The organism is Pseudolysinimonas sp. (assembly GCF_039912695.1).
Taxonomy (GTDB): domain Bacteria; phylum Actinomycetota; class Actinomycetes; order Actinomycetales; family Microbacteriaceae; genus Pseudolysinimonas_A.
Genome location: NZ_JBDSPJ010000021.1, coordinates 1 through 24,403 on the forward strand (window position 1 = coordinate 1; position 24,403 = coordinate 24,403).

21 protein-coding genes and 1 pseudogene are annotated in these 24,403 nt (G+C 66.4%); 11 read left to right on the top strand and 11 right to left on the bottom strand.

The window, feature by feature from the left end; translation table 11 throughout:
• Positions 1-52: 52 nt before the first annotated feature.
• From ABIR17_RS07355 to ABIR17_RS07380, 6 genes are all read right to left on the bottom strand, one after another.
• Positions 53-1,099 (bottom strand): substrate-binding domain-containing protein, encoded by a 1,047-nt coding sequence (locus ABIR17_RS07355; protein ID WP_348003731.1) that lies wholly within the window; start codon positions 1,097-1,099, stop codon positions 53-55.
• A gap of 80 nt (positions 1,100-1,179) precedes the next feature.
• Positions 1,180-2,199, bottom strand: coding sequence for an ABC transporter permease (locus tag ABIR17_RS07360; protein ID WP_348003732.1), 1,020 nt, complete (start codon positions 2,197-2,199; stop codon positions 1,180-1,182).
• Complete coding sequence (locus ABIR17_RS07365; RefSeq protein ID WP_348003733.1) at positions 2,196-3,194, bottom strand: ABC transporter permease; 999 nt, start codon at positions 3,192-3,194, stop codon at positions 2,196-2,198. Before ABIR17_RS07365 ends, ABIR17_RS07360 begins: the two co-directional genes overlap by 4 nt.
• Complete coding sequence (locus ABIR17_RS07370) at positions 3,191-4,696, bottom strand: sugar ABC transporter ATP-binding protein (RefSeq protein ID WP_348003734.1); 1,506 nt, start codon at positions 4,694-4,696, stop codon at positions 3,191-3,193. The genes ABIR17_RS07365 and ABIR17_RS07370 overlap by 4 nt, the downstream gene beginning before the upstream one ends.
• The gene (locus tag ABIR17_RS07375) at positions 4,693-5,691 is read right to left on the bottom strand and encodes an aldose 1-epimerase family protein (RefSeq protein WP_348003735.1); all 999 of its coding nucleotides are present in this window, start codon (positions 5,689-5,691) and stop codon (positions 4,693-4,695) included. The genes ABIR17_RS07370 and ABIR17_RS07375 overlap by 4 nt, the downstream gene beginning before the upstream one ends.
• Positions 5,684-6,922, bottom strand: a complete 1,239-nt coding sequence (locus ABIR17_RS07380; RefSeq protein ID WP_348003736.1) for a hypothetical protein — start codon at positions 6,920-6,922, stop codon at positions 5,684-5,686. Before ABIR17_RS07380 ends, ABIR17_RS07375 begins: the two co-directional genes overlap by 8 nt.
• Before the next feature lie 220 nt (positions 6,923-7,142).
• Between ABIR17_RS07380 and ABIR17_RS07385 the strand changes: the two genes are divergently transcribed.
• The 4 genes and pseudogenes from ABIR17_RS07385 (at position 7,143) to ABIR17_RS07400 (ending at position 12,653) form a co-directional block, all read left to right on the top strand.
• Positions 7,143-7,904, top strand: a complete 762-nt coding sequence (locus tag ABIR17_RS07385) for a DeoR/GlpR family DNA-binding transcription regulator (RefSeq protein WP_348003737.1) — start codon at positions 7,143-7,145, stop codon at positions 7,902-7,904.
• An 87-nt stretch (positions 7,905-7,991) separates the two neighbouring features.
• Positions 7,992-9,158: pseudogene (gene rhaI / locus ABIR17_RS07390) on the top strand (L-rhamnose isomerase).
• On the top strand, positions 9,146-11,200 hold the full coding sequence (locus ABIR17_RS07395; protein ID WP_348003738.1) for a bifunctional aldolase/short-chain dehydrogenase: 2,055 nt from the start codon (positions 9,146-9,148) through the stop codon (positions 11,198-11,200). The pseudogene rhaI and the gene ABIR17_RS07395 overlap by 13 nt, the downstream one beginning before the upstream one ends.
• Before the next feature lie 25 nt (positions 11,201-11,225).
• Entirely contained in the window at positions 11,226-12,653 is a 1,428-nt protein-coding gene (locus ABIR17_RS07400) for a rhamnulokinase family protein (RefSeq protein ID WP_348003739.1), read from the top strand.
• On the opposite strand, the gene ABIR17_RS07405 is transcribed toward ABIR17_RS07400, so the two are convergent.
• The gene (locus tag ABIR17_RS07405; protein ID WP_348003740.1) at positions 12,632-13,732 is read right to left on the bottom strand and encodes an ABC transporter substrate-binding protein; all 1,101 of its coding nucleotides are present in this window, start codon (positions 13,730-13,732) and stop codon (positions 12,632-12,634) included. The genes ABIR17_RS07400 and ABIR17_RS07405 overlap by 22 nt on opposite strands.
• Positions 13,733-13,796: 64 nt before the next feature.
• Here ABIR17_RS07405 and ABIR17_RS07410 point away from each other — a divergent pair, with 64 nt between their 5' ends.
• The 4 genes from ABIR17_RS07410 (at position 13,797) to ABIR17_RS07425 (ending at position 17,274) form a co-directional block, all read left to right on the top strand.
• The gene (locus tag ABIR17_RS07410) at positions 13,797-14,564 is read left to right on the top strand and encodes a hypothetical protein (RefSeq protein ID WP_348003741.1); all 768 of its coding nucleotides are present in this window, start codon (positions 13,797-13,799) and stop codon (positions 14,562-14,564) included.
• Positions 14,565-14,619: 55 nt separating this feature from the next.
• Positions 14,620-15,264 carry a GntR family transcriptional regulator gene (locus ABIR17_RS07415; RefSeq protein ID WP_348003742.1) on the top strand — a complete coding sequence of 215 codons (645 nt, stop codon included), beginning with the start codon at positions 14,620-14,622 and terminating at the stop codon, positions 15,262-15,264.
• 14 nt (positions 15,265-15,278) lie between these two features.
• Positions 15,279-16,556: an alpha-hydroxy acid oxidase gene (locus ABIR17_RS07420; protein WP_348003896.1), complete on the top strand. Its 1,278-nt coding sequence runs from the start codon at positions 15,279-15,281 to the stop codon at positions 16,554-16,556.
• A gap of 70 nt (positions 16,557-16,626) precedes the next feature.
• Positions 16,627-17,274, top strand: a complete 648-nt coding sequence (locus ABIR17_RS07425; protein WP_348003743.1) for a prolyl oligopeptidase family serine peptidase — start codon at positions 16,627-16,629, stop codon at positions 17,272-17,274.
• 18 nt (positions 17,275-17,292) lie between these two features.
• Here the strand turns inward: ABIR17_RS07425 and ABIR17_RS07430 are convergent, their stop codons facing one another.
• Positions 17,293-18,129, bottom strand: coding sequence for a fumarylacetoacetate hydrolase family protein (locus tag ABIR17_RS07430; protein WP_348003744.1), 837 nt, complete (start codon positions 18,127-18,129; stop codon positions 17,293-17,295).
• Positions 18,126-19,253, bottom strand: a complete 1,128-nt coding sequence (locus ABIR17_RS07435) for an acyl-CoA dehydrogenase family protein (protein WP_348003745.1) — start codon at positions 19,251-19,253, stop codon at positions 18,126-18,128. The genes ABIR17_RS07430 and ABIR17_RS07435 overlap by 4 nt, the downstream gene beginning before the upstream one ends.
• A 69-nt stretch (positions 19,254-19,322) precedes the next feature.
• On the opposite strand from ABIR17_RS07435, the gene ABIR17_RS07440 reads away from it, so the two are divergent.
• Positions 19,323-19,814 carry a DUF4870 domain-containing protein gene (locus ABIR17_RS07440; RefSeq protein WP_348003746.1) on the top strand — a complete coding sequence of 164 codons (492 nt, stop codon included), beginning with the start codon at positions 19,323-19,325 and terminating at the stop codon, positions 19,812-19,814.
• A 25-nt stretch (positions 19,815-19,839) separates the two neighbouring features.
• Here the strand turns inward: ABIR17_RS07440 and rocD are convergent, their stop codons facing one another.
• Both rocD and ddaH read right to left on the bottom strand, forming a co-directional pair.
• Positions 19,840-21,081 carry an ornithine--oxo-acid transaminase gene (gene rocD, locus ABIR17_RS07445; protein WP_348003747.1) on the bottom strand — a complete coding sequence of 414 codons (1,242 nt, stop codon included), beginning with the start codon at positions 21,079-21,081 and terminating at the stop codon, positions 19,840-19,842.
• Complete coding sequence (gene ddaH / locus ABIR17_RS07450) at positions 21,078-21,968, bottom strand: dimethylargininase (protein WP_348003748.1); 891 nt, start codon at positions 21,966-21,968, stop codon at positions 21,078-21,080. The genes rocD and ddaH overlap by 4 nt, the downstream gene beginning before the upstream one ends.
• A 103-nt stretch (positions 21,969-22,071) precedes the next feature.
• Between ddaH and ABIR17_RS07455 the strand changes: the two genes are divergently transcribed.
• The gene (locus tag ABIR17_RS07455; protein ID WP_348003749.1) at positions 22,072-22,509 is read left to right on the top strand and encodes an Lrp/AsnC family transcriptional regulator; all 438 of its coding nucleotides are present in this window, start codon (positions 22,072-22,074) and stop codon (positions 22,507-22,509) included.
• Between the two features lie 52 nt (positions 22,510-22,561).
• Positions 22,562-24,403 (top strand): FUSC family protein, encoded by a 1,842-nt coding sequence (locus tag ABIR17_RS07460; protein WP_348003750.1) that lies wholly within the window; start codon positions 22,562-22,564, stop codon positions 24,401-24,403.

Genomic DNA, 24,403 nt, shown 5'->3' on the forward strand with positions numbered 1-24,403 from the left:
GGGTCCGCGCCGCAGTGCGACGCGGACCCCCGCCCTTATTTCAGTCTCCGACTTAGAAGTCGAAGTTGTCCACGTTGGACTTGTCGAAGACGAACAGCGGGCCGAGAACGATCTCGCCGCCCTTTCCAACCGTGTAGTCACCTAGCGGGGTGGTGAAGGTGTCGCCCTCGGCGCCGGTGATCTCACCGTCGATGAGCGCCTTCGCCGTGTACGCGGCGAGCTGGCCGAGCGCTCCGACATCCCACAGGCCGAACTGGTCGAAGACACCGGCCTTGATGTAGTCGCGCAGCTCGCTCGGGAGACCCAGACCGGTCAGCCAGATCGTGTCCTGCAGGGCAGGAGTGTCCTGCAGGTAGTGAGCCGCTTCCTTCACGGAAACCGAGTCGGGCGCGATGATGCCGTCCAGCTCGGGGTGAGCCGTGATGACACCCTTGACCGCGTTGTAGGCGTCCGCGTCAACGTCGTTGCCGTAAACGACATCCACGACCTGGATGTTCGGCGCCTGCGCCACGAGCTTCGCCTTGATCGAGTCGACCCAGGCGTTCAAGTTGGTCGCGTTCGGTCCACCCGAGACGATGGCGATCTGAACGGCATTCGAGGTACCGAAGTTCTTCACCGCGAGGTCAACGAGACCCTGGGCGACACCGTCGACCGTGGCCTGGTTGATGAACGCGTCGCGGCAGTTCGTGTCGGAGTCGAAGGTGACGACCTTGACGCCGGCCGCCATCGCGTCCTTCAGGTCGGCACAGACCGCTTCCGGGTCGTTCGCGGCGAGGATGATCGCACCAGCGCCATTCTGAATGGCGGTCTGGATGAACGGCGACTGCGACGTCGGCGAAGCTTCGTTCGAGCCGGCCTCCGTGTAGGTGCCGTTGAAGCCTTCGATCGCCGACTTGGCACCCGCGTCGGATGCCGCGAAGTACTTGTTGCCCAAGCTCTTCGGCATGACGACGATGTTGTAGTTCGCCGCTCCGCTCGGGGTGCCGCCGCCGGGTCCCGTTGCGGTACAGCCCGCGAGAACGAGCGCTGAAGCCGCAAGTGCGACTGCCGCAGTGATCACACGGTGCTTACGCCCGCGCGTACGTTCGATGAACGTCATTGTTCTGCCCTTCTTCTATTGGTGTGATGCAGGTGTGGTGCTCTGGTGTTCGGTACTTCGGTAGATCAACTTCGCCACCCTTATGCGGTGGACGTGATGGCTCGTCGGCGTTGCGAGATCGCCGCGGCGACACTCGAGACGACGACGGAAGCGATGAGGGCGGTGCCGGTGATCACGTAGATCGCGTCGTCACCGATGCCGAGAACTTGGAGCGACTTGTTGACCGTCGCGATGAACAGGCCCCCGAGGATGCCGCCCAGCAGACTGCCGGTTCCCCCCCAGATCGAAACGCCGCCGAGCACGATCGCCGTGACCGCACGCAGCTCGAAGCCATTCCCGTTCGAGCCGATCGCGTTCGAGTACTGGAGGGTGAAAAGCACCCCGACGAGACCCGCAACGAGGCCACTCAAGACGAACAACGTGAACTTCGTCCGCGAGACGTTGACGCCCGAGAAGGCGGCATTCTCGGGCGACAGCCCGATGGCGAAGACTCCGCGACCAAACGCCGTGAAGTGCAGGAGCACCCCGAATCCGATCGCCATCACGATGAACATCACGATGAGCCACGGGATCGGGGTACCGGGGACGGTCGACCGCACGAAACTAGTGACCGCCGACGGGAAGCCGGTAACCGCCGTCGTACCGAGCACTCCCACCGCAATCCCGCGGAACAGGGCGAGCGTGCCGATGGTCACGGCGAGGCTCGGAAGTCCGACAACGGTGACGAGAACTCCGTTGAACGCCCCGACGAGTCCGCCGATCGCGACGCTGATCAGAGCGGCGACCGGAAGCGGTATCCCGGCCGCGAACATCAGACCGAACGCTGCACTCGACAGACCGAGAACCGACCCGATCGAGATATCGATCTCGCCCGTCACGATGATCAGCGTCAGCGGCAGCGCAAGGATGAGGATCGGGGCCGCGTTGAGCAGCAGCGTGGAGAACGTGTAGTTCGGATTCGGCCGCAGGTAGTTGGGCATCACGATGATCGAGACGACGATCACCAGAATGATCGCGACGATCAGTACCGCCTCCGGCCGCAGCAGCAGCCGACGCCAGAGCGGACGGTCGTGGCGGAGGTACGTCGTTTCGACGGTCATGCGCTGAGTCCCTTTCGAGCTTGCCGCTGCCTGACCACAAAGAACACCCGGTCGAGGGTGATCGCCCCGACGATGAGCACGCCGACGACGGCTTGCTGCCACAGGCTGGGGATGCTGAGCACCGGCAGCGCCGTGGTGAGGGTTGCGAGGAAGAAGGCTCCGAGAGCGACACCCCAAATACGGCCCGCCCCACCGACGACGGCGACCCCGCCGACAACGGCAGCAGCGACGGCCTGAAGCTCGAGACCCAGTCCGACCTTCGAGTCGCCGGTGGCGTAGATCGACACGTAGATGACGCCAGCGACCCCGGCGAGGGTTCCCGAGATGACGAACGGCAGGAGCGTGAGCCGCCTCGTGCGCAGGCCGTACAGTACGGCCGCATCGGGGTTCGATCCGATCGCGTACAGTTCCCGACCGGTGCGTCGGCTGGTCATGAACCACGCGGCGAGCAGGACGACCACCACCGCGACGATCAGCAGCCAGGGCACTCCGAACAGACCGCTCAGCGCCAGCTGGGTGAACTCCTTCGGCACCCACTCCGGCCGGATGAAGTTACCGCCGATCCAGAGGACCGCGATTCCTCGGTAGGCGTACAGCGTGCCGAGCGTGATGACTAGGGCCGGCACCTTGAGAAACGCGACGAGCAGACCATTCACCGACCCGAGGATGCCGCCGAAGAGCACGGTCAACAGGATGACAACCGGGATGGGAAGTGCGGGCGCCTGATGAAACAGGTTGCCGCAGAAGTACGCCGAAAGACCGAGGATGCTGCCGATCGACAGATCGATGTTGCGCGTGATGATGACGATCGCCTCGCCGACCGCAAGCGCGATATACAGAGCCGGGGTGCGCAGCAGGTCACGAACCCCGCCCTCGGAGAAGAGGTATTGCGGCTGAGTCAAGGTCGTGATGACCACGAGCGCGACGATCACGACGATCAGGCTCAACTCGCGGGCGCGGAAGATCCATTCCCACCACGATTGGGTGCGGGTCATGTCTCCACCGCGCTGTCTGGGGCATGGGTCGCCGCGAACATGACGCGCTCGGCCGAAGCGTCGACCCGCGCGATGTTGGCGGTGAGTCGGCCCTCTCGCACGGTCAGGACGCGGTCAGCCATCCCGAGCACTTCGGGCAGCTCCGACGAGATCATCAGGACCGCTACCCCGGTACCGGCCAGCTCGGAGATGAGCCGGTGGACCTCGGCCTTCGTGCCGACGTCGATTCCGCGGGTGGGTTCGTCGACGATCAGCAGTTTCGGGTTCGTCGCGAGCCACTTCGCGAGCACGACCTTCTGCTGATTGCCGCCCGAGAGCATGAACGCGTGGGTGTCGAGCGCGCGCGTCTTGACGTGAAGTCGTCGCGCCCACTCGGCCGCGGGAGCCTGCTCGAGCTTCGAGGTGATGAACCCAGCTTTCGCGACCTGGTTGCGGATCGCGAGCGTGATGTTGGTCGCGACGCCCGCGGTCATCGCCAGCCCCTGCTTACGGCGATCCTCCGGGACGAAACCCATACCGAGTGCCATCGCGGCGGCGGGACGGTGACGCGGGACGACCGTGCCGTCGATCTTCACGGTGCCCGAGTCGTACCGGTCGACACCGAAGACCGCCCGAGCGATCTCGCTCCGGCCAGCACCGACGAGGCCTGCGAGGCAGACAATCTCGCCCGAACGCACCTGGAACGAGACGTCCTCGAACACCCCGGCCCGGCTCAGGTGCTCGACGTCGAGGACGACGTGGCCGATCTCGGCTTCCTCTTTCGGGAAGAGATTCTCGACGCTGCGACCGACCATCTGGCGGATGATCTCGTCGACGGTGACATCGGCGATCGGGTTGGTCGCGATGTAGCGTCCGTCCCGCATGACCGTGATGGTGTCGCACAGGGCGAAGACCTCGTCGAAGCGGTGAGAAATGAAGATGACGCCCTTGCCTTCGTCGCGCAGTTGCCGCGCGACACCCATCAGGCGATCTACCTCGACGCCGCTCAGCGCGGCGGTGGGCTCGTCCATGATGAGCACCCGCGCATTCAGGGAGATCGCTTTCGCGATCTCGACGATCTGCTGGTCGGCGATCGACAGACCGCGCGCCTCCCGGTCGGGATCGATCGGCACGCCGAGCTGCGCCGTCAGCTCTCGTGCCGAGCGGCGCATCGAAGCACGGTCGATCGTTCCGAAGCGCGTATAGGGCTGCCGGCCGACGAAGATATTCTCCGCGACGGTCAGGTCGGGGAAGAGCGTCGGCTCTTGGTAAATGACGGCGATGCCGTGGTGCTTCGCGTCGGCGGTCGAGCGGAAGTCGACCGATTCGCCATCGAGCAGAAACTCACCCGCGTCGCGGCTGTACACGCCGCCGATCACCTTCACCAGCGTCGACTTCCCCGCGCCGTTCTCCCCCACGAGCGCGTGGATCGTTCCCGCGTCGAGCACGAGGTCGGCTGAGGCCAGTGCGGCGACTTGGCCAAAGCCCTTGGCCACCCCGTGCAGCTCGAGCAGATGGCTCATATCCGTGCCACCTCGATGCTGATCTGGTAGGCGACGGTCTCGCCTGGCTCGATGTGCGGGAGGCGCCCACTCTCCCGCGCGGCCGCGCGGCCCTGGATCTCCGGAGTGTTCGCGGGCTCGAGACCGAGCACGTAGTGTCCGGTCGCCGTCATCTTCCATTCGAAGAGGGCAGGCAAAGTCGCCGAGTAGCGGAGCGTCAGCTCGAGGCCGCGTGCTCGGTTCGTGACCCGGGCGGAACGCTCGGCGCCGGCCTCGTGGATGTAGACCTGCTCGCGGAAACCCGTCACGGGGGCTCCGATTTCGTACTTGGCATCGAATCCCGCCTCGGCGTCGGGGTCGCGCGCGACGACCGAGCGAGCCGGGATGTCGAGGGTAACTCCCTCGTCCAGGAGCGGCCAGCCGAGGTTGACGTGGTACAGCACCATGAGCGGGCTGGGGTTCGCGCCCTCGTTCGTCACGGTGTCGGAGATCGTGAGGATGCTCGACCCAATCTCGCTAGAAATCTCGCGCCGCAAGGCCAAGTTCTCGGCGAAGACAGCAGTTTGCCGGACGGTCCCGGCAACGATCACGCGCTCCCGAGTGGCATCGGCCATCGTGACGCGCGCGGGGAGGTGCCCTACCCGACCGTGCATCCCGACCACACCGTCTTCGTCATCGGCGGGCGGGCCGAAGCTGTCGAGCCCACAGGTCGTGACCAGACCGCCGCCGAAGGTGCGCAGCCACCCGCGGCCATCGGGCTCGTAGAACCCGGGGGCTGCGATTCCGGTCGAGCTCAGCCACGCGAGCGGAAGGCCTTCGTAGCTCGCGGCGCCGATGTCGAGTCCACGATCGGGATGAACATCGAACTCCAGCCCGCCGCCGTTCACGACGTGGAGTCGACGCGCACCGCGCGCCGGTCCTTCCGCGTCGATGAACGAGTCGATGCGGGCGACCTGATCGAGCGACCCGACGCGAAGGAGCGCCTGCTCGACGGGGAGTCCGAGAATGTTAGTCAACGTGACCGAGCTCCGTGTTCCCCGGCCCGAAGTGCTTGAGCACGACGAGGTCGTCGGTCCTCGAACGGTTGGTGATGGTCACACCCGATTTCGCTGCAGCGGCAGAGACGAAAAACTCGTCTTCGCTGAGCTGGCCGAAGCGGATCGTGGTGACTGCAGAGGTCTCGAGCGATCCAAACGTGCCATGGCCCTGGATGACGTGTGCACCATAGGCGTCGTCTTCGGTGATCGTGACCGTCTGGCCGGGCTTCACCGAGAGCTCCTTGGCGCTGTATGCGTTCGAGCGGTAAACGATCCAGTTCTCGACGTAGCCCGGGCCCGCCGACTTCGACGCGTCGGTCTCGTACGGAACCATGAACCGGTTCGCGACGAAGTTGGGGTCGACGTTTTTCTCCCAGTCGAGAAGGTCGAGCACGAAGTCGAAATCACCGTGGTGCTTCGGGGGGACGTCTTTCCAGAGCAGTTCGATGGGAACTTCGCGGTTGTTGCTCCAGGACTCGCACATGCAGAAGACATCACTTGCGGACTGGGGCTCGTAGGTGCAGATGCTTGCGGGGGCGTGCAAAACGCCGGCCGGGATATCCCACCCGGTGCCGAGCTGAGTGCGGTAGCCGAGTGCGTAATCCGTGATGCGGTTGTCGCCACCGTCGACGAAACGTTCGAGGCGTTCCTTGAGCTGCGCGCGGGTGGTGCCGGGCTGGAGGCCGAAGAACGAGATCGACTGGTCGCCCTTGTAGTTGTTCATGTGCGGCGAGTAGTAGTACGACTCAGGCTTGCCGACCTTGCCGACCAGCGCGGCCTTCTCGTCGTCGTGGTGCACGTGGAACGGGAGCGGCTGCAGGTTGTCGTAGTACTTCGAGTAGACGGTCCAGCCGCCGTGAGCATCCTGAAGTCGGTGGCCGATCGCGTCGGCCTTGTGATGAGCGACGAACTCGTCGAACGGCAGCAGGCCCCCGTCGGGGTCGATCACGAGGCTGAGGCCCTCGTACGGGCCGGTGAGTGGGCCGTTTTCGGCACGAACCGACGACCCGAGCCAACGCTCATCAATCCCCCCGCGCGTCTGCTCGAACGGGAAGTAGTCATCCGGGTGCAGCCGGATCCGGCGGCCCGGAGTGCAAAACGCCCGAGGAACCCAGGCCGGAGCGAGACGCACGATTCCGTTCCCGGCATCCAGGGCGCGATCCATGCCGGAGGCGCTGGCTGCGATGTTGGAATAGACGTCCGACGCCATCGTCGATGCTCCTTTATTCGGTGCAACGACGACTGCTGGCGCCGCTGCCATGGGGGGACGGGTTCACTGAACCGATCGATTTCGGACGCTACCACCGGGTATTGAATGTGTCAATCGAGGTGTGAGGACACGCAAAACACGCCTAAATGACAGGCGAGACCGAAGCCCAGAATGTTATATTGAGAGCGAAAGTTAACACGAAATATCACGTGAGGGAGCAATGGCGACGACGAGCACGGCGGACTCCGAAGAGCGACGAGCGCGTCTGCTCACCACCCTCGCAAGCGAGAACGTCATCCAACTCGCCGAGGCGGCCGATCGCTTCGGTGTGTCAACGATGACGATTCGGCGCGATCTCGAGACCCTCGAGGCCGAAGGGCTTCTGCGTCGGGTGCGGGGCGGTGCCGTCTCGGTGATCGGACCACGGCCGTTCGGCGAACGGCGCGCCGTGCGACTGCGCGCTAAAGAGGCGATCGCCGAGAAGGCACTCGCGCTCGTGCCCCGCGCCGGCTCCATCGCACTCGATGCATCAACAACGATTGGGACGCTCGCGGCTCAATTCGGCGTTCGGTCGGGTCTGACGGTCGCGACGAATTCGTACCAGACTTACGGCGCGCTGCGATCTGCTCACGGCGTCAATGCCATCCTGATCGGCGGTGAGACCGAGGAGATCACCGACAGTTTCGTTGGACCGCTCGCGGTGCACGCGGCGGAACTGCTGCGGTACTCCCGATTCTTCGCTTCGGCGAGCGCGATCGACACCCAGTACGGCACCTCGGAAGTGTCTCTCCGGGAGGCCGAGATGAAACGCACTTTTTTTCGGATGTCGAAGGAGCTGGTGCTCTGCATCGACTCGTCGAAACTCCGGCAACAGTCGACGGCCGCGTGTCTCCCCCTCTCGGACGTGACCGTTCTGGTCACCGAGCTCGCCCCCACCGACCCGCGTCTCGACGACTTCCGTGACCTCGTGGAGCTGCTGTAATGCCCCGTGTTGCATCTTGAAACTCTTGTTGTTACGTTTCACACGTTAGGACAGGCTCTGTGTCGGGGCCGGACAGAGAGGTCTGACATGTCTGCGTTTGCTGACATCTCCGCGCGCCTGGTCGAGCAGAGCATCGAACTGCCGTCCTGGGCATTCGGCAACTCCGGGACCCGTTTCAAGGTGTTCACCCAACCCGGCGTGCCCCGCGATCCGTTTGAGAAGGTCTCCGACGCAGCGCAAGTGCACAAGTACACGGGGCTTGCCCCCACTGTCGCGCTGCACATCCCGTGGGACAACGTCGACAGCTTCGCCGACCTGAAGAAGCACGCCGCCGACCATGGCGTCGGGCTCGGCACCGTGAACTCGAACACTTTCCAAGACGACGCCTACAAACTCGGCAGCCTCACCCACTCCGACAAGGCCGTGCGCCAGAAAGCCATCGACCATCACTACGCCTGTCTCGACGTCATGAACCAGACGGGGTCGCGCGACCTCAAGATCTGACTCGCCGACGGCACGAACTATCCCGGGCAGGATGACATGCGCGGCCGCCAAGACCGCCTCGCCGAGTCTCTCGCCGCGATCTACGAGCGCGTCTCCGAGACACAACGCATGGTGCTCGAGTACAAGTTCTTCGAGCCGGCTTTTTATCACATGGATGTTCCCGACTGGGGCACCAGCTACTCCCAGGTGGTCGCGCTCGGCGATCGCGCCTTGGTCTGCCTCGACACCGGGCACCACGCTCCGGGCACGAACATCGAGTTCATCGTCATGCAGCTGCTCCGGCTCGGGAAGCTCGGATCGTTCGACTTCAACTCGCGCTTCTACGCTGACGACGACCTGATCGTCGGCGCGGCCGACCCGTTCCAGTTGTTTCGCATCCTGGTCGAGGTCGTGCGCGGCGGCGGGTATGGAGCCGACAGCGGTGTCGCGTTCATGCTCGACCAGTGCCACAACATCGAAGACAAGATCCCCGGTCAGATCCGGAGCGTGCTCAACGTGCAAGAGATGACGACCCGCGCCCTGCTCGTCGACATCGAAGCCCTCTCGGCAGCCCAGAGCGCCGGCGACATCCTCACGGCCAACGGCATCCTGATGGATGCCTTCTACACCGATGTGCGTCCGGACCTCGCTGCCTGGCGGGAGAGCCGCGGTCTTCCCGGCAACCCGATGGCGGCCTACGCGGCCAGCGGATACGGCGCGAGCATCGCGGCCGATCGTGTCGGCGGCAACCAGTTGGGATGGGGCGCGTGAGCGACACGGACGACCTGATCAAGCGCAGCAATCGCCTGGGCGCTGATCCGCGCAACACCAACTACGCGGGGGGCAATACCTCCGCAAAAGGCACCGCCACCGACCCGGTAACCGGCGAAGGCGTCGAACTGATGTGGGTCAAGGGATCGGGCGGCGACCTCGGCACCCTCACCGAATCCGGCCTCGCGGTTCTGCGTCTCGACCGCGTCATGGCGCTGAAGAACGTGTACGCCGGCGTTGAGCACGAAGACGAGATGGTTGCCGCGCTCGACTACTGCCGGCACGGCCTCGGCGGCGCCGCGCCCAGCATCGACACCTTCATGCACGCCTTCGTGGATGCCGCGCACGTTGACCACCTGCATCCCGATTCCGGAATCGCGTTCGCGACCGCCAAAGACGGCGAGAAGCTCACGAAGAAGGCGTTCGGCTCGAAGGTCGTCTGGGTGCCGTGGCGTCGCCCCGGCTTCCAGCTCGGGCTCGATATCGCTGCCATCAAGGCCGCGAACCCGGATGCCATCGGCTGCATCCTCGGCGGGCACGGCATCACCGCGTGGGGCGCGACGAGCGCCGAAGCCCAAAAGAACAGCCTCTGGATCATCACGACCGCCGAGGACTACCTCGCGGCCAACGGCAAGAGGGCGCCGTTCGGCAAGGCCGTGGCAAAGAACGCAGCCCTTCCGAAGGCCGCGCGCCGGGCGAAGGCCGCCGCGCTCGCGGCAACCATCCGCGGCATTGCCAGCCACGACAAGCCGATGGTCGGGCATTTCACCGACTCCGACGTCGTGCTCGACTTCCTCAGCAGCGCGAACGCACCGAAGCTGGCCGCGCTCGGCACCTCGTGCCCCGACCATTTCCTGCGCACGAAGGTCAAGCCGATGCTGCTGGACCTGCCCGCCGACGCTCCCGTCGAGAAGGTCAAGGAGCGCCTCGCGGCCCTCCACGAGGCCTACCGCAAGGACTACACCGCGTACTACGAGAAGCACGCCGGACCGGACAGCCCGGCGATGCGCGGCGCCGACCCGCTGATCGTGCTCCTGCCCGGTATCGGGATGTTTTCCTACGGCGCCAATAAGCAGACCGCCCGGGTTGCCGGCGAGTTCTACGTCAACGCGATCAATGTGATGCGCGGCGCCGAGTCGATCTCGACCTACAGCCCGATCAGCGACGCCGAGAAATTCGCCATCGAGTACTGGGCGCTCGAGGAGGCGAAGCTGCAGCGCATGCCGAAGCCGAAATCCCACGCGACCCGCATCGCGCTGGTGACCGGAGCGGCATCCGGAATCGGAAAGGCCATCGCGACCCGTCTCGCCGCAGACGGCGCCTGCGTGGTGATCGCGGACCTCGACCTCGCGAAGGCGCAGGAGGCCGCCGCGGAAATCGGCGCCGCGTACCCGAACAGCGACGACGTCGCGATCGGACTGCAGGTGAATGTCACGGATGCCGCCGCGATCGAGCGGCTGGTGCAGGATGCCGTGCTCGCGTTCGGCGGCCTCGACATCGTCGTGAACAACGCCGGCGTCTCGCTCAGCAAGCCGCTGCTGGAAACCACCGAGCAGGACTGGGACTTCCAGCACGACATCATGGCGAAAGGCTCGTTCCTGGTCTCCAAGGCGACAGCCCCCGTGCTGATCGAGCAGAAGATGGGCGGAGATGTGATCTACATCGCGTCGAAGAACTCGGTCTTTGCTGGCCCGAACAACATCGCTTATTCGGCGACCAAGGCCGACCAGGCTCACCAGGTACGCCTGCTCGCCGTCGAACTCGGTGAGTACGGCATCAAGGTCAACGGCATCAACCCGGATGGCGTCGTGCGCGGCTCGGGCATCTTCGCGTCCGGCTGGGGCGCGAACCGCGCCAAGACCTACGGGATCGCCGAGGACAAGCTGGGCGAGTTCTACGCGCAGCGCACCATCCTCAAGCGCGAAGTGCTGCCCGAGAACGTCGCGAACGCCGTGTCGGTGCTCACCGGACCCGACCTCTCCCACACCACCGGACTGCACATCCCGGTCGACGCGGGAGTCGCCGCCGCCTTCTTGCGATGACGTCGCCGTCTGAAAAGATCTCGGCATGAGCGCACGTTCGGGAGTGGTCGCAGCGGTCGACCTCGGCGCGACGAGCGGACGGGTGCTGCTCGGGTATGTCGGGCATGACGAACTGGCGCTCACCGACGTCGCCCGCTTTCGCAACTCACCGGTTCGCACGATCGACGGGCTGCACTGGAGCATCCTCGAGCTGTACCGCGACGTCGTCGAAGGTCTCGCGGCGGCCGTGCGACAGGAGCCGCAGCTGGCGAGCATCGGCATCGACTCCTGGGCGGTCGACTACGGTTTGCTGCGCGACGGCCGCCTCGCTGGCGCGCCGTACTCGTATCGCGATGAACGCAACCTCGCGGGAGTCGACGCGGTGCACGCGCTCGTATCGCCCGACGAGCTGTACCGCCGCAACGGCCTGCAGTACCTGCCGTTCAACACCCTGTACCAGTTCACGGCCGACCGTCTGGCGGGACACCTCGAGGTCGCCGACCAGTTTCTGCTGGTGCCCGACCTGTTCGCGTATTGGCTCACGGGCGAAGCCGTCGCCGAGCGGACAAACGCGTCGACCACCGGGCTGCTCGGTGTCGAAACCTCGCAATGGGATGCCGAGCTCACCGCGCGACTCCTGCTGCCGACGAAGATCTTCCCGACCCTGGTCGGCGCCGGAACCGAGCTCGGTGGCCTCGGGTCTTCGGCGGTGCGCGGCATCGGCGACACCCGGGCGGTCTTCACGGCCGTCGGCACGCACGACACCGCATCAGCTGTCGTCGCGGTGCCTGCTCACGGCCCGAATCATGCCTACATCTCGAGCGGAACCTGGTCGCTCGTCGGCGTCGAACTCGAGAAGCCGGTACTCAGCGAAGGGGCCCGCGCGGCCAACTTCACCAACGAGGGTGGCGTCGACGGGCGGGTGCGGTTCCTGCACAACGTCATGGGCCTCTGGCTGCTCACCGAATGCGTCCGCGACTGGGAGCGCGACGGCACGACGATCTCCCTGCCCGCACTGCTCGCTCAGGCCTCAGCGGTGACCTCGGCGGTGCCGGTGTTCGACGCCGACGACGAGACGTTCCTGGCGCCGGGCGACATGCCGACTCGCATCGCGCGGTGGCTGACCGCACACGGTCGACCCGTTCCGGCGTCGCGGCCGGAGTTCGTCCGCTCGATCCTCGTGAGTCTGGCTCAGGCGTACGCGCAAAACATCCGCCTCGCGTCGGAGCTGAGCGGCCTGCCGGTCGAGGTCGTGCACATCGTCGGAGGCGGCAGTCAGAACGAGCTGCTCTGCCAGCTCACGGCTGACGCAACCGGGCTCCCCGTGCTGGCCGGGCCTGTCGAGGCCACCGCGATCGGCAACGTGCTGGTGCAGGCGCGGGCGCAGGGTTTCGTGTCCGGAGACCTCGAGGCCCTGCGCTCAATCGTCGCGCGCGCGTTCCCCCCGCGACGTTACGAGCCGGCCGGAGCGTAGATCGCCCGGGCAAGCGCGTCGAGCACATCGGCAGACCTTGGCCCGAAGCTCAGGATGTCGCCGTCGGCCATGTCAACGAACCGTCGGTTTTTGCCGGCAGCGGTGAGGGCGATCGCGGGCTTCGCCTTCAGCAACCCGTCGATGCCGCCGGCTGAGGCGATGCCATCCGTCATCACCAGGATGAGGTCGGGGTTCGCCGCGACGATCGCTTCGTCGGTCATGGGCTTCTCGCCGTCCCACCCGATCTCGCGCGCGACATCCACTGCGCCGAGGCCGTCGATCAAACGGTCGGCACCCGACTGCTCTCCGAAGAGGTAGTAGATGCCTGAGCTGCCGCGCAGGTAGAGAAAGATGATCCGCACGCGGTTCGCCGGGTCGGCGGGGGCGATGGCCGCGATCTCGGCGATCTTCGCGGCGACATCGGTCTGGATGCGGGTGGCCAGGAGCTCGCCGACATCCGGAGCGCCGAGCGCGGCCGCGACCGTCCGGGCGAGGTCAGCAGCCCCCGTGAAGGAGGGTTCGTTGGTCACGAACACGACCGTGACGCCGGACTGCCGCAGCTGCGTCAGCACGTCGCGCGGGCCGATCGTGCCGTCGGTGATGATCAGAGTCGGCCGCAGCTTGAGCACACTCTCGGCGTCGATGGTGTGTCCGCCGGAGGTCACGACAGGAAGATCCGCTGCCTCGGGGAAGGTCGTCGAAATGTCGCGCCCGACCAGGGTGTCACCGAACCCGAGGCCTTGGATCGTCGCGGCGATCGAGCCAGCCAGGTCGAGTCCGATCACGCGAGAGGTGTCGGAGACCGCGATGTTGAGGTCACCGCCGGGATCGTGCGAGACGACCTGCGCGGGGAGGATCTGGGAGGGGTCGACGGTGACCGGCACGATCCTCTCCGAGGCGAGCACCGCGGTGTTCGGACCAACCTGGCTGCGCGGATCGGCGACGAGGTTGAGATCCGCGAGCGGGCGATCATCCTGAACCGTCTGAACCGGCGGGGTGACGTCGGCAACGGGGACGGTACACCCGGCGAGCGCCGCCACGAGCAGCAGCGCTGGCACTAGCGGGCGGCGGACAGTCACGATCCTCGAGCTTACATAAGGGTTGCCTAACAAAGCCGGGGAGGCTCGGGATTACCATGCGGGGATGAGCAGCGATTCCCTCTTGACGATCATCGCCCTGCTGCTGAGCGTCGGCAGCGTCGTGGTGACCGGGTTGTTCTCCGTGCGCACCCAGCGGCTCAGCCACGAGCTGGAGGCGGAGCGCGACGCCCGCCAGGAGGAGCAGTCGGCGATCAAGGCTGCCGAGCGCGTCTACGAACCACTCGCCCAGGCCGCGGCCGAACTCCAGTCCCGGATCTTCAACATCGTCGAGTCCGGCTGGGTCGGGATCCAAGACCGTTACAAGAGTCACGGTGACTACGCGAAGGCTTCGACCGCCTTTCTGTTCGCGCACTACTTCGGGTGGATCGAGGCCCGGCGTCAAGCGGTTCTGTCGTCGAGCGGCGAGGGTGGTCGCGACCTCTCGGTTCAGCGGCTGATCGACAATGTGCTGAAGACCCTGCGTCGCAGCGAAGGCTCTGAGGGCTTCTTGTTCTTCACCACCGAACAGCGCGCCATCGGCGAACTCATGCTCACCTGGGAGACCCTGCCCGAGTCGTCGGTGCGCATCCCGCACGTCGCCGGCTACGCCGCGTTCGTGGCGAAGTACCGCCGCGAGGAGGAGTTTCGCGACTGGTTCACGTCAATCGACACAGGGATGGCGCTGGTATCGAAGGGGGATTTCGGCAGGCTGGTCGATATCCAGAGGGCCCTGGTCGCCCTCATCGACGAACTTGACCCGAAGCGCAAATACACCGCGGGGTACGCACTCGAGGCGATCGACCTGACCGATGGGCACCCGTCGGCGAAGTAGTCGATCCACATCTCCGTGATTGACATTGCCTGACAAGCTGTGAGATTGTCTGCCAATGTTCACGGCAGACGTCATCCCGGCGAGCGCACTGTATGAGACGCTCCGCGAGCGCATCCTCGACCAGACCGAAGCACCCGGCGCGAGCGTGACCGAAGCCTCCGTCGTGTTGCAGTTCGGCGTGGCACGGCCCACCGCGAAACTGGCGATCGAGCGTCTCGTCGCCGACGGACTCCTGCGGCGGGAGCGTCACCACGCCGCCCGGGTCCCGGATCTGAGTCGGGATGACATCGTCGACCTATACGACGCCCGCGCTCTCGTCGAACCCGAAGCGATGGCGGCCCTAGCACGTGGGGGTCGCATCCCATCGGCGGCGCTGGAGGCGCACCGGGCGCTGCTCGATTCGACTCGCACCGGTAGGTCGATCGCCCGCGAAGACGCCGCCTTCCACCGTGCCCTGGTCGCTGCGCAACCGAGTCCGCGTCTGACCCGCCTGCACGACCTGCTGATGGGTGAGATCGAACTCTGCATTGGACAGGTGCAGGCCAACCACCTGCTCAGCTCGGGGCTGGTTGCTGAGCAGCACCAAGGCATCCTCGACGCGGTCACGGCGGGCAACGCCGACCTCGCACGCGGGCGCGCGCTCGGCCACATCGAGAACGCTCGGGATGCCCTGCTTACGCACTACGACGCCACTCACTGATGAAAGACGCCTCGATGCCCACCCCGAAACCGCCCACTCCAAAACTCACCAAGGCGCAGAAGCAGCGACGCCAGGTCCCGAGCCCACCGCAGATCTTTGAACTGCTGAAGTTCAAGACGCCGGTGCTCAACGCGACGACGCGCCGTTTGCAGGGTGCGCTCACGATCGCCGACCTCAGGATGATCGCGAAACGCCGCACCCCGAAGGCCGCGTTCGACTACACCGACGGCGCGGCCGAGCAGGAACTGTCGCTCGCGCGCGCGCGCCAGGCTTTCGAGGACGTTGAGTTCAACCCCGGCATCCTACGCGGCATGTCGGATGTCGACACCTCATCCACGATCCTCGGTGGGCCGTCAGCGATGCCGTTCGCGATCGCGCCCACCGGATTCACTCGGCTCATGCAGACGCAGGGCGAACTCGCCGGTGCGAGTGCCGCGGGGGCAGCCGGCATCCCGTTCACGCTGTCGACTCTCGGCACGACCTCGATCGAGAACGTGAAGGCCGCCAACCCTGATGGGCGCAACTGGTTTCAGCTCTACGTGATGCGCGATCGCGAGATCTCGTACGACCTGGTGAAACGTGCCGCCGCGGCCGGGTTCGACACGCTGCAATTCACTGTCGACACCCCGGTGGCGGGCGCCCGGCTGCGTGACAAGCGCAACGGCTTCTCGATTCCGCCGGCGCTCACCGTCGGCACGATCATCAACGCGATCCCTCGCCCGTGGTGGTGGTGGGACTTTCTGACGACCCCGAAGCTCGAATTCGCATCACTGTCGACGACCGGCGGCACGGTGGGTGAACTGCTGAACGCCGCGATGGACCCGACGATCTCGTTGGACGATCTCGACGTCATCCGCGGCATCTGGCCGGGGAAGCTGGTGATCAAAGGTGTGCAGACCGTCGAGGATTCGAAGAAACTCGCCGACCTGGGGGTGGATGGCGTCATCCTGTCGAACCACGGCGGACGTCAGCTCGACCGGGCACCGATCCCGTTCCACCTGCTCCCCGCGGTCGTGCGTGAGGTCGGCAAGGATGTCGAGATCGGCGTCGACACCGGCATCATGTCGGGGGCCGACATCGTCGCCTCGATCGCCCTCGGCGCGAAATTCACGATGATCGGACGGGCCTACCTGTACGGCCTGATGGCCGGCGGTCGGCGCGGAGTTGACCGCACGATCGAGATTCTGTCGACCGAGCTGGTGCGCACGATGACGCTGCTCGGCACGGCATCCCTCGCCGAACTCGAACCGAAGCACGTGACCCAGCTCGAGCGGCTGACCCCGCGAGCCTGATGGCTATTTGCCCAACTTGGTGCCCACCCGCGTGCGTGAGACCTCGGTGTCGGGCAAATAGCCTGGGCGCATGACGCGCGACCACGTAATCATTCTGCCCGGCGGCGGGTACGGGCGACTTTCCGACAATGAGGCCGAGCCGATCGTCGAGTGGCTCGAGACCCTCGGCCTGTCGGCCAGCGTGTTCCGCTACCCGGTGCGCACTCAGCATCCGGCCGTGGTCGATGCGATCCGTGGCGAGATCCGGGCACGTCGGGATGCCGGAGCCGACCGGATCGCACTGCTCGGCTTCTCAGCGGGTGGGCACGCAGCCGGCCACGCCGCCCTCGCCCCCGGAGGGTCCGATCGCGAGCGGGTCGACCTCGCCATCCTCTGCTACCCGGTCGTGTCGATGATGCTCGACACCCACCGGGAGTCGCGGCAGAACCTGATCGGTCTCGACGCGTCACCTGAACTGCGGGCGGCCACCTCGGTCGACCTGCTCGTGCACCCGAAAGCGCCGCCGTTCTTCGTCTGGCACACCGCCGAAGACGCCGTCGTTCCGGTGCAGCACGCCTACCTGCTCGGGATGGCGCTCGCCGCCGCCCAGGTGCCGCATGCTTTGCATGTCTTCGAGCGCGGCAAGCACGGGCTCAACCTGGCGAAGGGTGCCGGCGAGGCCGAGCGGTGGACCGAACTCTGCGCCGACTGGCTGCGCGAGCAGGGTTGGCTCGCCTGACCCACGTGCGTGCGCGACTCAGCCGCTCACGACGACGACGTTGCGCAGCGACCCGATCCCCTCGATCGTCGTGACGACCTCCTGTCCCTCCGAAAGGTAGCGGGGGGGCGTTCGAGCGTGCCCGACGCCGCCGGGAGTTCCGGTCGCGATGATGTCGCCGGGGTCGAGCGGGAAGATCTGCGAGATGTACGCAACGATCGCCGCCGGCCCGAATACCAGGTCGTCGATCCTGCCGTCTTGCAGCAGCTCACCGTCGACCTCGGTCGTGATGCGGGCGGATGCCGGTACCTCGTCGGCCGTCGCCAACACGGGTCCGACGGGAGTGGTGTGCTCGAAACTCTTGCCCGGCAGCCACTGCAGCGTGCGGTTCTGCCAGTCGCGCATGCTCACGTCGTTGAGCACGGTGTATCCCGCGATCGCGGCAGCGGCATCCTGCTCCGACGCCCGCCGCACTCGCGTGCCGATCACGATCGCGAGTTCGGCCTCCCAGTCGACGAAGTCAGCGGCGTAGGGCGCAACGATGATGGGGTCGCCGGCGCCAATGAGCGCTTCGGGGTACTTCGTGAACAGGGTCGGGTAGTCCGGCACCTCGCGGCCCATCTCGGCGATGTGGGCGCGGTAGTTCACTCCGACGCAAATGATCTTGCGCGGCTGCGGGATGATCGGCGCCCACGCATCGCTGTCGATCACCTCGAGCGGCGTGGCGTGACCGGTCGCCCGGGTCGCAATCTCGCGCCACGCGGGATCGGCGAGAAGCGCTCCGACATCCGCGAAGCCGGAGATCTCGACCGCACCCTCCGGGTCGATGCGAACCGTGAAGGTGGCGCCATCCCGGCGCAGCGTTGCCAGCTTCACGAAAGGGGTCCCAACAGGTTGGTCGCGACGGTCGAGTGCAGGGACTCGGTGTCGGACGGGTGGTAGATGCCGGCGAGCACGTCGCGTTGCAGGCGGGCTAGTTCCGATGCGGACCGGTAGCCGCCGCCCCCCGCGACCCTCATGGCCTGATCGACGACGTACCGAGCGGTCTCGGTGGCCCGGTGCTTGGCGCCGGTGAGGTAGCGGAACCAGTCGCCGCCGTGGTTCACGAGGTTGTCGACATCCGCGGTGAGGGTTTCAAGATCGGGACGCAGCGCATCGAGGGCGAGCGCGGCATCCGCCAGACGCCACCGGATGTCGGGGTCCTGAGCGTAGGTCGCGCCGCCGTTCTTGAGGCTGGTTCGCTTCTGCGCCGCCTCGACGCCCAGTTCGAGGGCGCGGTCGGCGATTCCGGCGTAGACCGACCCGATCAGCAGCAGGAAGTTCGCGAAGATGCCGAAGACGAAGGGGTCGGCGTTGGGGCCGACCGGCAGAAAGCGCGTCACGTGGTCGGTGGCGACGAGGGCGTGATCGAGTCGTGTCGTGTTGCTCTGCGTCGCCCGCATCCCGAGTGTGTCCCAGTCGTCGAGTGTCGTGACACCCTCAACGGGGGTTGCAGCCGTCTCCCGCGTGAGGAAGCCGTGCACCAACCTCGGCCCCTCCGGGCCGTCGGACTGTTTGCCGAAGATGCCGAGTCGCGTCCAGGCGGGGGCGAGTGAGGTGAAGATCTTCGTGCCCGTGAAGGCGAAGCCGCCGTCGACGGCGTCTGCGGTGGTCAGCGAGTCCCAGAGCACGAGGTCGTTACCTCCTTCGCTGTTGCCGAACGCGAAGAGTTCGCCAGCCTCGGCATCCTTCAGCACCCAATCCAGCGAATGGTCGCCGCGCTCGGAGAGCACCCGAGCGACGCCGGTCCAGACGAGGTGCATGTTGATACCGAGCGCGGTCGCGGGGGCGTAGGCGGCGAGAAGGCGCTGGTCGCGCGCCGTCTCGAGCAGGCTGCGCGGTGCGAGGTAACCGGCGGCGCGCAGTTCGTCGAGGTCCTCAGTGAAGAACACGTTGTCGCGGTCGTACCCGGCGGCGCGGGAGCGGATGCGGTCGAGCAATTCGGGGGTCAGCGAAGACACCCGCTCAGGTTACGCGGAGGGTGTTGATGGCGCTCGGTTGAGGATGCGCAGAGCCGCTACCGTCGGACTATGTCCGATCCGAATGCGCCCACCACGCCACCCGCGTACGGCACACCGCCGCCGCCCTACGGCACGCCTCCGGGTTACCAGATGGGTCCAGCGGCCGCGGTCGCCGACCGGGGAACCCTGACCCACGCTCTCGGCTTCCTGTGCTTCATCCCGGTTCCCTTGGTCGGCATCCTCGTAGCGGGGGTGGCGATGCTGCTCAGTTACCCGTCGGTGCGCGCACGCGGCCCGATCGCTCGACGCACCGCCCGCAGCGGTGCGAACTGGGGCGCCACCCTGCTCATTCTGGCGATCGTGATCGCCGCCGTGCAGATCGTTCTGACCGGCATCGCGGCGGCAAACCACACGACGGGCTTCCTGCCGACGGGCACCCCGCTTCTGGTGCTCGGTGCTCTCGCCATCACTCACGTGATCGTGACCATCATCGGCACCGTCAAGGCATCCAAAGGCGAGGAGTTCAAGAACCCCCTCGCGATCCCCTTCTACCGGAGCTAACGGATCTACCAGAGCTAGCCGGCCCTTAGTGCTTGGCGGGCGACGCGCGCAGTTCGTCGAGCACGGCCGCGAGCGCATCAACGGCGAGGTCAAGGTCGGCACGCTCGACCACGAGTGGCGGGGCGAGTCGGATCGTCGAACCGTGCGTGTCTTTCGCCAACACACCGCGTGCCATCAGCCGTTCGCACACCTCGCGCCCGCTGCCGAGCGTGGGGTCGATGTCGACGCCCGCCCAGAGCCCAACGCTGCGAACCGCGACGACGCCGTGACCGACAAGGGCGAGAAGCCGCTCCCGCAGGTGCTCACCGAGGTCGCGCGCCCGGGCCTGGTACTCCCCGGTCTCGAGCAGGTCGACCACCGCGAGTCCGACCGCCGCCGCGAGCGGGTTGCCGCCGAACGTCGAACCGTGCTCTCCGGGGTGCAGCACCCCGAGAACATCCCGATTGCCAACGACCGCACTGACGGGGAGGATGCCACCACCGAGTGCCTTGCCGAGCAGGTAGAGATCGGGGATGACGTCGTCATTGTCACACTGGAACGTCGCGCCGGTGCGTCCGAGCCCCGACTGGATCTCGTCGGCGATGAACAGGATGTTGCGTTCGGCCGTCATTCGGCGCACCTCGGCGAGGTATCCCGGCGGCGGCACGATGACACCTGCTTCGCCCTGAATCGGTTCGAGCAACACCGCGACGGTGTCGTCGTCGAGGGCCGCCTCAAGTGCCGCTGCGTCACCGTACGGCACGCTGACGAACCCGGGAGTGAAAGGACCGAAACCGTCCCGAGCCTGCGGGTCGGAGGAGAAGCCGACGATCGTCGTCGTGCGGCCGTGAAAGTTGCCGTCCGCGACAATGATCTTCGCCCGGCCGTCGGGCACACCCTTGACCCGGTAGCCCCAGGCGCGAGCAATCTTGATGCCCGACTCGACGGCTTCAGCGCCGGTGTTCATCGGCAGCACCATCTCTTTGCGGGCCAGCTTCGCGAGCGCTTCGAGGAAGGGGCCGAGGCGGTCGTTGTGGAAGGCGCGGCTGGTCAACGTCACTCGGTCGAGCTGGTCGCGAGCGGCAGCAAGAAGCACCGGATGCCCGTGCCCGAAATTCACGGCCGAGTAGGCGGCGAGGCAGTCGAGATACCGGTTGCCTTCGGGATCGGTGACCCAGGCACCCTCCGCCGTCGCTGCGACGACCGGCAGCGGGTGGTAGTTGTGCGCACCGAACTCTTCGGCGAGCGCGATCGCTTCGTCGGAGCCGACCCCGGTGCCGAGCGTCATCGGCGCAGCTCGAGCGTGCAGCACTTGACGCCGCCGCCGCCCAGCAGCAGTTCTGACAGGTCGACACCGATGGGGGTGTAACCGCGCTCGCGCAGCGACGCCTCGAAACCGACCGCACGGGATGCGATGACCACGTTCTTGCCGTCGCTGAAGCTATTGAGTCCGAGGACCGCCGCGTCGTCGTCGTTCACGACCACCGCATCCGGATACAACTCGTCGAGGATGTCGAGCGAGTGCGCGTCGAATGCCTTCGGCAGGAAGGCGATGTTGCTGTGCCCATTCACGGGCACCGGATCGAGCACGGCGATCGCGGTATCGAGGTGGTAAAAGCTGGGGTCGATGAGCGTCAGAGTGACGACCTCGCGGTCACCGTAGATGCGCCGCAGTTCGTCGTGCGATGCGGCGTCGCTGCGAAATCCGGTGCCCGCCAGAATGCGGTCGCCGACCAGCAAAAAGTCGCCCTCGCCCTCGTTGACCGAGACCGGCTCGCGCACCTCGAAACCGTTGGCGGCAAACCACTCCATGTACGCGGGACCTTCGGGGCCACGCTCGGGGTACTGGAACTTGGCACCGTAGGCGATTCCGTCGAGCGTGAAGCCGCCGTTCGCGGCGTAGACCATGTCCGGCAATCCGGGGATGGGAGCGATCAACTCGACCTCGAATCCGAGATCGAGGTAAATCTTGTACAGCTCCTCCCACTGCCGAACGGCGAGTGAGGTGTCGGTGGGGTCTTCGGGATGCATCCACGGGTTGATGCGGTAGCTCACGGTGAAGTGTTCCGGGCGGCACATCAGGACGGTCCGTTGAGTGGCGACCCGTTCCTGCGGCGCCGCCGACTTCGCCGCAGTCGGCTCCTGAGAGGCCGACCGGCGTGCAGTATCCGTCATCCAACCAGGATGACACGCAACCATCCGCTGTTTCGCAGCGTGGTACGCACCATCACTGCAGATTGTTGCGTGGCGACGCAACGATCCCGCGTACCCTGAATCCGTGGACAACCTCGACTACGGGATCATCGACCTGCTTCGGCAGAACTCGCGCGCCGGGTACGGCGATATCGGCAACAAGATCGGTCTTTCAGCGTCAGCAGTCAAGCGGCGCGTCGATCGACTCGTCGCCGACAGGGTCATTCGGGCGTTCACGGTTCAGGTTGACCCTGTCGTCGATGGCCTTGCCACCGAGGCCTACGTCGAACTGTTTTGTCGCGGCACTGTTTCGCCCGACGACCTGCGCCGCATCCTCTCCGCCGTGCCCGAGGTGCAAGATGCCGCAACCATCACGGGCGACGCCGATGCGATCGTGCACGTGCGGTCCCGCGACATCCCGAGTCTCGAGGATGCGCTGGAGCGGATTCGGGTCGCACCCAGCGTCGATCACACCCGCAGCGCGATTGTGCTCTCGCGTCTGGTGCACCGCTCGTACGAGTAGCGGCGAGCGCGGAGCGGGCGTGAGCCCAGCCGCGGGCCGTCATGATTGACCTATGAGCGATCTGCAGCTCGCGGTCTACGCGGCCGACCCGGGTCTTCGTCGGCTGGGCGCAGCGGTGCGCGCAACCGTGAGTTTCGGCGTCGTGGTAATCGTGCTCCTGACAGCCTTCGGTCTGCTCGGGGTCGCGTGGGCGCTCGCCGTACCGGGCATCTTGGTCGCCTCGGTTGCCAGCATGACCATCGGGATGGGGTTTCGGCTCCGGTTGCGCTTTGTGCCGCTGCTGCTGCTCGCGCCCTCGGGCATCGCGGGTCTCGTGCTCGGCATCCTCGTGCTCGACCAATGGATCCTGACCGCGGTGGTCTTCTTTGTGCTCGGGATGGTCGTGGTCGCCTCGACTCTGCTCGGGCGGGCGGGCACGCTGATTGCCCTCGGCGGACTCGCCGCTTACGTGTCGGCGTCCATCGTGCGACCGACCTGGAACGACCTGCCCTGGTCAGCTGGCGCGATCTTGGTCGCCGCAGGCCTGTCGGCGGTCGTGCTCGGGGTTGTCTTGCGCGAGCGTCCGCGACTCGAGATTCGCCGGATCATCGCGAGTGTGCACGCCCTCGCCGAGCAGATGCCGCTCGCCGTTGCGCACGGTGCTGCCGCCGCGCGTCGCCACCTCGCGGCGTTCAGCGCGGCGATTTCGGCGACCCGCGCTCGCATCGCCGCCGATCCTGACGCCTGGCCCGAGGTGCTTCGCGCGGGCGACGGGTCGGCTCTTGCCGACCTCGAGGTGCGATTCGAGGTCGCCGTCGATAAGGCACTCGCGGGGGGCGACTCGGGCGACCTCGACGAACTCATCCGCGACCCGATGTGGCAAGCCGACGACCGGCTCCCCTCGCGCCGCGGAACGGCGCAGGTCACGGCGCTCCGGGCTGGGCTCGACGCGCCGCATGCGCCGGTTGCGGTCGACTGGCGGCGGGTCGGTCGAAGCCTGCTCTCGGTCGGAACCCAACTTCTGGTCGCCGTCGTCTTCGCGCTCATCGTTGGTCAACTCATCGATGCGCGGCACTGGTACTGGTGCGTGCTCGCGGCGCTCGTCATGGTGTTCGGCATGACGTCGGCAACGGCATCCCTCAGTAAGGGCTACCGCCGCGTGCTCGGAGCACTGGTCGGTCTTCCGGTCGGCCTGGCCCTCGCCTGGCTCACCCACGACGCCCTCGTGCTCGTCGCGATCATTGCTCTCGTGGCGATTTTTCTGCAGCAATATGTCGCCGAAATCGCCTACGGCGGCAGCATCTTCTTTCTCACCGTGATCGTCTCGGTACTCTTCGGGCAGACCGGTGACGATCGCCTCGACACCCTCGGATCGCGCGCCCTGCTCACCGCGATCGGTGCCGTCATCGGCGCGGCCGTCGGGTTCGCGGTCCTTCCGGCGCGCGCGGGCGAGGCCCTGCGACGCCACGCCGACAGCGCGATCGCCGAGGTCGCCACGACTCTCACCGCGATTGGCGCCGGCGAACGGGATGACGTGGTCACCCAGGCCGGACGCGTCGCCAACCAGCGCTTCGCCGAGCTGCGCACCGAAGCCCAATCGTCGCGACGTGGGTGGCCGCTGTCACGCCACCAACGCATCCTGGCCGAGCAGATCGGGGCGGGCGGTGTGGTCGCCCGCGAGCTGCGCGCAGCCGTGCACGACTACCGCTCACGGGTGGTTGACCAACCGGGCTTCAGCGACGCGGTCGCGGTCGTCGAGGCGAAGGTCGCCGCAGTGCGCGCCCAGTTGACAGGCACCCCGTCGTTGCGCCGCGAGGAGTCGACACCGGCCACCGAGGCGACCTCTCCCGCCTTCGGCCTGGTTCGGCTGGAACACGCGATCGACGGACTCGCGGTCACCCTTCGCGCGGGCTGA